Genomic DNA, 8,332 nt, shown 5'->3' with positions numbered 1-8,332 from the left:
TACCCTGAATTGTGTAAGTTGGTGCTTTACCATTAGATACATCTGCACCACCACCAAAATATTGTGATGTATTTTGACTTACACTTGCAACGTCCCGATTAACCTGCTCCAACTGCGCAAAATTCACTGCATCATCAGGTTCTTCCCCAGCTGCCACTCCTGTAATCTGCTTATTGCCAGCATCAATACCATCCACAGTTATTTTAGCCCCATCAGCAAACAAAATGCCATCATCACTGATAGAGCTTCTCCCAGCGGTAACTCGTTCCACTGTAATATTATTAGCTAGATCAAATGTTACATTATTGTTTTCCCCACCTTTTGTAATCTTAAGGTTGTCACTTGCAGCCGACAAATCTACAGTATCTTGTACACCAACAGCTTTAGCATTTTTACCTCCAACAGATAGTGTCCAACCTTGGTCTACGTATTTTTGTAATGATTTTAACTGTGCAACATTAACGGCATCAGTGTCGCCACTACCAGCTGCCACTCCTACAATCTGGCGCGTTTTTTTTGATTTAGCATCACCAACACTCACTGCACCTAGCGTACTCGCCCATATCATGTCGTCAGAATCTGAAGGGCCTTTAGTTAAAGAATTATACCCGATAGCGCCAGCAGCAACATCAGCCACAGACTCGCTCCCAAGAGCAACACCCTTATGCTCAGTCGCTCTTGCATCTGAACCAATCGCTATCGAAAGATCTGTTTGAGCTTGAGCACCATAACCTATAGCAATTGCTTTTTGTCCACCTGCAAGTGATTTGTTACCGAATGCAATACTATCAACGCCTTTTGCTTTTGCACGCCCACCAATAGCAATCGTATTGCTTGCTACTGCTTCAGACGCAACCCCTATAGCAATACTTGCTTGTCCACCTGCAAGTGCAGCAATACCAAAAGCTTGTGATCCCCCAAACTTTGCAGTTGCAGCCGCTCCAAATGCTGTTGAATAATGCCCCGTTGCGGAAGATCCACACCCAGTTGCAAAAGAATACACACCATAAGCTTCAGGCAGAACATTTGAAAGACCACCGGTTGCTTTTCCCATATATCCCCCCTTACCGGTCAGACCATCATCAACCCAATTAAGCTGAACCTTCGCCCAGTTAAAAGGACGCTTGCCATTAATCTCTTTATTCATAGAAACTCTTTCATATAGTTCCTCTGCAGTGATTTGGTTATTAGTACCTTGATTGCTTCCACCACGATCAACAACATTAAACACACCACAGTAATCCTTATCGCCAGCTAATACAATACTGCCATGGCTAGCGTATTGATAAGACACGCTAGGACCACTTGTACTTTGAACTTTATCACCTGTTATCGCAAGATTTGCAGCAACCACAGGAGAAACACTCGACAAGAGCGCCGCTATAACTGTTCCCAATGAAACAGCTTTAATCAAATTTGGTGTTGAATATTTTTTCATAATACCCCCTCATAACAATAGATTAAAAACACAAAAAAGGTGTGTTCTAGAGCTTTCTTATTTCCCTTGCGTGTTCCTGCTTTTACAGCGTGTTTTAGGACATAAATAAAATTAAGACGTAAGCTGTTGTTTCTGCAACGCCTTTAGAGGGTAATTAGGGGTAGGTTCGTGAAAGTCAATTTGAGGAAGGTAAAAAAATACTTAATATTAGAATGGATTTCATTTTTCTATCAAAGGTTGTGTGTCGTTTTTAGCTTTGATCTCTTTGAAAAAGGTATAATTTTTGTGCCTATTGATCATCCGCTTAGGCATCAGTTTATTTTTCGTGAATAAGCTCTTTTATTTCATTAGAGGATTTATGAAAGCTTTTTACTAAAATGCCCCATCTATATCCTTACTAATGGTAATGTGTCTCGTTGCTGTATCCTATTTTACAAAAATACTCACTGCTACTTGTTCTTTTATTCCCTTCAGTTGTGAAAAATTCACTGCATCAGTATTGCTAGTTCCTTCTGCAACATTTGTTACTTTTTTACTTGCCGCATTAATATTACCGGTGGTTATTTGCGGGACATCAGTAATTACTAAGCCTGTTGCATCGACTTTTCTTTTCTCTCCTAATGTTATGCTTTTCAATGCTATATCATTAGCCAAACCAAATATGAGCTTATTTTCATCGTCCTTATCTCTTTTAACCCTGAAGTTACTTCCTCCCGATGAAAAATTCATTGTACTATCTAGCACCCATATCTTTAGCTGCCTCACCAGAAATAGACTGTTTCCACTCTTTTTTTCTTACGACTTCTTCTAAATCTTGCAACTGTCTCAGGTTCACCGCATCGGCAGATTTGCTATCAGCTGCTACGCCTATAATTTGTCGCGTTATGTTCTTACTAGGAACACCAATATTTACTGAAACTTTCGTACTTTTCCATTGAGATTAGGTGTTTTTAGCCAATCCTTGCAGAACAGACGTATCCCCAAAAACGCCAGCAGTCCTACCAGACACAGAGCTGTTCCCGATAGCCCCCCATCAACCATCACTTTAGAATAGGAACCTAAAGCGATACTTCCAACCCCTTTTGCTTTTGAATAGAAGCCCATAGAAATAGCTTCTTGAGCAAATGCTTATGTACGGATGACCAAGAGCAATCGAACCATATTCTAAAGCTTTAGAAACAGCTGCTACTACTGTTGAATAATCACTCTTCGAAAGAGTATAATCATTTTCCCCGTGTTCGCTCTTCTTATTATATTCACTACCTATTGCAATACTGCTTTTCTCTAAAGCGTAAGCCATATTGCCTACAGAAACGCTTCATTCTTTTTCCGTTTGCGCTCCACTACCCTAAAGCAATACTTGTGTTTGGAGTACGTTGCATATCTGTAGATCGTTGCATTATAAAGCATACGTTTAAAACTATACGAAAATAAAAGCTAAAACTGTCTTCTTTTAATAAAGGGTATATTCGTATTTACATTTCTTGAAGCATTTTAATAAATCAAAATAATAGCAATCAATTTTTTAAATCTTTACCATTAAGGTCTTTTATTCTCAAAAAAAGTTGTCATAGGCTTTTTATATTCGGATTTTATATAATTACGGGTGTTTTATACATTTAGAATAGCTTTAGAGAACTCTGGAAGAAAGTAAAAAATTTGCCCTTTTCTTCAATTAAGAAAAAGGCAAATCAATTTTATGGATTTAGTCGTTTATTAGTTGAGTATCACATTAACCCCTGTACTTATACCCCAGTGACCTCCAGAAGTGGTAATTGACAAGTTGGAACCAATATCACCGTTCTCTGAAGTATAACCTGCACCAAAAGCAAAAGCAGATTGACTACGCCATAAACCACTACCAAATGCGATTGTTAATTTTCCAGGAATATCACTATAGCGTAAACCAGCTACCGCTAAACCAACAGCTGCTGCTTGTCTTGCCTCTTTTCGAACATCCTCAACAGCATAACTTAATGTCGAAAACTTCATATCCGTATACGAATTAGCCCCACTAACTCCATCTTTTACAAGATGAGAAATTTGCTCATCCGTATACTTATTGGCACTTTCAAGCACAAAATCCATCTTATCTTTTAATTGACCACCATTAACCGCTTCTTTCGAATCTTTTTCAACCCTTCCATCGGCTACATTGTCTATTAATACTGGAGAACTGTCATCTCCACCAACTAATGTAACTTTATTGGTCTTTTTGCCCGTTTCTTTATCTTTATCGTATTGTACAGATCCCTCCGTAACTTTATTTTCAATATCCTTGACCTGATCTGTAATCATCTGCTGAGTTTCCCAAAGCTGTCCTCCATTCACAGCTTCTTTTGAATCTCTGTCTACCTTGCCATCCTCTACATTGATAATCTTACTTGGACTCTTAACACCCTGAGCATCAACATGAGATGCATCATAGCTTCCTTTTTCTTCATTCCAATTCAGACTATTCGAAGAGGTACCCTTTTCAACTTCTTTTATACGATCATTGATAGTGCTCATGCTGTCATTAACAACATCAAATGCTTCAGAGACATTATTACGCTCCTCTTTATCACCTTTCGTACCATCCTTATTAAAGACCTGAACAGTGAATTTTGGTCCTTGCCAGTTTCCTTCCTTATCATAACCAGCTCCTCCACCAAAATATGAGGCAAATGTCTGTTGAAGTGTATAAATCTGACCACCATTAATCGCATCCGTCGAATCTTCTGATATCTTTCCTTTCGCAAGGAACGTGATCTTGCTGTTTTCCTTGTTACCTTCTTTCTCATGCTGTGCTACAAACGCACCTGCATCATCACTCCACAACAACGCATTTTGCTCAATGTTGTCTGAAATCTCATTATGAAGATTCTTGAAAACCTTATTTACACCGGCAAACGCGGCTGCAATACTATCATAATTCTCCTCTTCAAAGCTTCCATCTTCTTGGAAAGTCATTATCTTGAAACCTGGAAGCGCCCAGCCATCACCATCATACTTAGCATCACCACCAAAATACTTTGCTAGCGACTGATTCAGATCATAAATCTGTCCGCCATTAACCGCATCACTCGAGCCTGATACTATAGAGCCAGCCGCAAGTGATGTGATCTTGCTTGCTTTTCTGTCATCACCTTTCCCATGCAGAGCGATAAAAGCTTTGTCACCATCGCTCCAAGATAAAGAATCTTGTGCAACTCCCTCTGAGACCTCCTTAATGCGAGCGTTCACATTCTTGATATTCTCATCAAGCCCTTTAAAGGCAGAACCAACATCGGTATGCGGTTTATCTGTTACTTCACCACCTTTATCAATACTGGATAAATTATAAGTTGGCCCTTTAAAAGCACCATCCTTAAATTCAGCATCTCCACCCAACAATTTTGCTATATCCATTGAAAGAATGTGAACCTGTCCTCCATTGATAACATCCGTTGAGTTTTCCGCAATCGATCCGGCGGCTACATTATGGAGCGCAACAGGTGTAGCATCCTTCCCTTTCCCAAAAGTTACATTTGTATAATCAGTTTGATTATCTGTTGTTTTATCGTAAAGAACAACAGAAGAACTATCCGACAGAAGGGTATCAGAAAGATCCTTCAAACCTTTATCAAATTGTTCTTTGTTCACAGCTTCATTGGCTTTTTCTGCTGCCTTTACACCAGAAAGAGTTCGATCCTTACCACCCTTGTTTGCGATATTGATTTCACTACCTTCTACTCCTTTACCAATGTTGATAACATCTTCATTTTTCGTAACAAGCAAATTACTGATTACATCGCTGATCGCAGTTTGAACCTTTGTGAAAAGTTTACCCACACCTGAAAATGCATCTGATACATTCTTATAGCTTGATTCAGCTTCAGTGCCATCATCATTGATAATTTTGAGCTTAAAATCAGGAACTTTCAATTCCCCATCCTTATATTCAGCGTCATCAGAAAAATATTTTGCAACCTTATCGCCCAGTGAATAAAGTTGAGAACCATTTACGGCATCCATCGATTCTTTCGTAATATCTCCTACAGCAAGCGATGTGATTTTACTTGCCTTTCTGTCATCACCTTCCCCATGCTGGGCAACAAAAGCTTTGTCAGCATCGCTCCAAGATAAAGAATCTTGTGCAACTCCTTCTGAGACTTCCTTAATGCGAGCATTCACATTCTTGATATTGTCATCAAGTCCTTTAAAGGCAGAACCAACATCGGTATGCGGTTTATCTGTTACAACACCTTTTTCATCAATATTCGATAATTTATACCCTGGTACTTTAAAGTTTTTTCCATCAAAGGATACATCTCCACCTAAAATTTTTGATAAATCCCCAGTAATTGTATGAAGCTGACCACCATTAACGGCATCTGTCGAATTTGTGCTAAGATCTCCACCTGCAAGACCTGTTATTTTTTTACCTGCAGCATCAATACCATCCGCTATTACTTTGGGGCCATTTTCAATCGTTAAGCCCGTTTTATCTAAAGTGACGTCTTTTAATTTTACACTGTTCAATGTGACATCTTGTGCCAAATCAAATGTTATTTTTTTGTCTTTACTGTCTGTTGTATCACTATTTTTAATCTCAAAGTTTTTGCTTCCAGAAACCAAATTTAATATATCACCCGGCTGAAAGCTTGAAACAACCTTATCATTAAGAGAAAGTGTCCACCCTTGTGCTACAAATTCCCTTAATTTTTTCAGCTGCGCAATGTTGACGGCATCAGTATCTGCATAACCCGCTGCCACACCTGTAAGCTGTCGTGTTATCTTATTCGGAGTATCACCAATACTAAAAGCTCCTTGAGTGCTCTTCCATATCACACCATCATCCGTTGACTGGCTCCCTATAGAAGGATCATAGCCAACTGTGGACACTGAGTTACGAGAAACAGATTTATAACCCACAGCAACACCACCCTCAGGAAGTACTTGTACATTTGATCCTAATGCCATACTATTTTTAGCTGTTGCAGCTGAAAGTCCACCTAATGCAATACTATTTTCACCAGATGCATTTGCAAAACCACCTAATGCAATACTATTTTCACCAGATACATTTGCAGAACCACCTAATGCAATACCATTGTTAGCAGTTGCACTTGAAAGCTTACCTATAGCAATACTTTCTTGCCCACCTTTTCCCTCACTGGCAGCAATTGTAATGCTCTCCGTTTCGGCGTGCCATTTAAAGACACTATCATCGGCAGCTTTTTTAATCTCATTGTGAAGATTTACATAAGACTTACCCACACCCTCAAAGGCTTTGGCTACATTTGGAAAACTTTCTTCTTCCATCTCATTCGTCTCAGGATTTAAAGTTTTAATTTTGAACTCTGGATCATCCCATTGACCATTCGTAAATTTAACACCACCGCCTAAATATCCAGCTATATGGGTAGCTACAACATTCAACTGACTACCATTTACCGCCTCTTGTGAATCTGCACTAAGATCACCAGATGTAACACCCGTTACCTTTTTATTTCCAGCATCAATACCACCGGTGGTTATTTTCGGACCATCAGTAATTACTAAGCCCGTGGCATCGAAGGTATTTGTACCTGCTTTTAAGCTTGTTAACGTAATGTCTTGAGCCAGATCAAATTTTACTTTATTGTCATCTTCGCCCTTTGTAATATTTAGGTTGCTACTTCCAGCAGAAAAATCTACCGCGCTATCCATAAGAACAGTTGTAGCATTTTTATCTCCAACAGAGAATTTCCAACCGTTTTGTCTTACAACTTGTTCTAAGTCCTGCAACTGTCTAAGGTTCACTGCATCGGTAACATTAGAACCAGCTGCTACGCCTGTAATTTGTCTGGTTATACCCTTACTATAATCACCAACACTAACTGAGCCCCGCGTACTTTTCCATTGTGTCTCGATGTTTGTTGCAGGACCCTGCAACAAAGGAGTGTAGCCAAACTCACCAGCAGCCCTATCAGCTACAGAATCGCTTCCTAGAGCAACACCTTTCGCAACCGTCACATTAGAGCTAGCGCCTATAGCAATTCCCTGCGGCGCCTGCTCCTGTGCATATGCATTGTACCCCATAGCAATCGCTTCATTTGCATAACTATGTGCTTTACTACCGAAGGCTATTGAAAAATCACCTAATGAAGCTGTTCTCTCTTTTTCATCATAACTATCGGTTAGAGAAGAACCGATTGCAATGCTATTTTTAGTATTTCTACTACTACCGGCTAAAGCAGTTAAGCCGATTGCAATCCCTTGGTCAGCCTTCGTCTGCGCTACCTGCCCGTAAACAATAGCATCATGAGCTTCTCCCTGAGCTCGTTCACCATGGACAAGAGGATTACCCAAATTCTCATCCCTAGTTATCTGATCTCCCTTTACAACTCTTGGAGTTAAAGCTGCTCTTGTGATTTTTTTACTTCCAACATTCATATCAATTGAACGTATCGAATCGCTGGTTTCTGCCAAAACATTCACTATAGGACTATAATCGCTTACACCAGTAAGAGTTTTTGTTAAAAAATTTGCATAGTCATCAGCAACACTTACCTTGGATGTCAAAGCAACATTCAGCGCTGTTAAATAATTTTCCTGTGATGAACTAGAAGAATCCAAATCATTCGAAAAAACAGGGGAAATACTGGCTAAAAGTGCCGCTATCGAAGTCAAGGATAGGACTTTAATAAAAGGAAAACGAGAAAATTTTAAATCGCTCCCTGCTAATTTTGTATATAATTTTTTCATAATGAACTCCCCAATGAAAGAAATAACTATAAACATAAAAAAGACACATTTAAACGCTATGAAGTTCCCTAAAATTGGTTTTTCTAAACGTATTCAAAAATTTAGTACCTGACTGAAAAGATAGAGAAGTTGTGTTTTTAGGTTTTATGGTTAATGTGTTTTGCTCTTTTACATTTCCTAAGA

3 protein-coding genes and 1 pseudogene are annotated in these 8,332 nt (G+C 39.2%); all 4 read right to left on the bottom strand.

The genetic code is table 11. The annotated features are described in order from the left end of the window. Positions 1-1,438 (bottom strand): annotated as a pseudogene (locus ACFIMP_RS02430) (Vomp family autotransporter); the annotation flags it as partial. Between the two features lie 426 nt (positions 1,439-1,864). After that, complete coding sequence (locus ACFIMP_RS02425) at positions 1,865-2,167, bottom strand: hypothetical protein (RefSeq protein ID WP_375611461.1); 303 nt, start codon at positions 2,165-2,167, stop codon at positions 1,865-1,867. A gap of 180 nt (positions 2,168-2,347) precedes the next feature. After that, positions 2,348-2,542, bottom strand: coding sequence for a hypothetical protein (locus tag ACFIMP_RS02420; protein WP_375681851.1), 195 nt, complete (start codon positions 2,540-2,542; stop codon positions 2,348-2,350). Between the two features lie 612 nt (positions 2,543-3,154). Next, on the bottom strand, positions 3,155-8,149 hold the full coding sequence (locus tag ACFIMP_RS02415) for a YadA-like family protein (protein WP_375685956.1): 4,995 nt from the start codon (positions 8,147-8,149) through the stop codon (positions 3,155-3,157). Positions 8,150-8,332: the final 183 nt, after the last annotated feature.

Origin of the sequence: Bartonella sp. AP65SXKL, assembly GCF_042195725.1 — a bacterium.
Taxonomy (GTDB): domain Bacteria; phylum Pseudomonadota; class Alphaproteobacteria; order Rhizobiales; family Rhizobiaceae; genus Bartonella.
Note: the sequence above shows the minus strand (reverse complement) of the source record. Positions and strands in the feature narration are given on the sequence as shown.

What these genes read in the sequence shown, in the direction of transcription:
- ACFIMP_RS02425 (WP_375611461.1), bottom strand. Translation starts at nt 2,167, where the DNA reads ATGAATTTTTCATCGGGAGGAAGTAACTTCAGGGTTAAAAGAGATAAG.
- ACFIMP_RS02420 (WP_375681851.1), bottom strand. Translation starts at nt 2,542, where the DNA reads ATGGGCTTCTATTCAAAAGCAAAAGGGGTTGGAAGTATCGCTTTAGGT.
- ACFIMP_RS02415 (WP_375685956.1), bottom strand. Translation starts at nt 8,149, where the DNA reads ATGAAAAAATTATATACAAAATTAGCAGGGAGCGATTTAAAATTTTCT.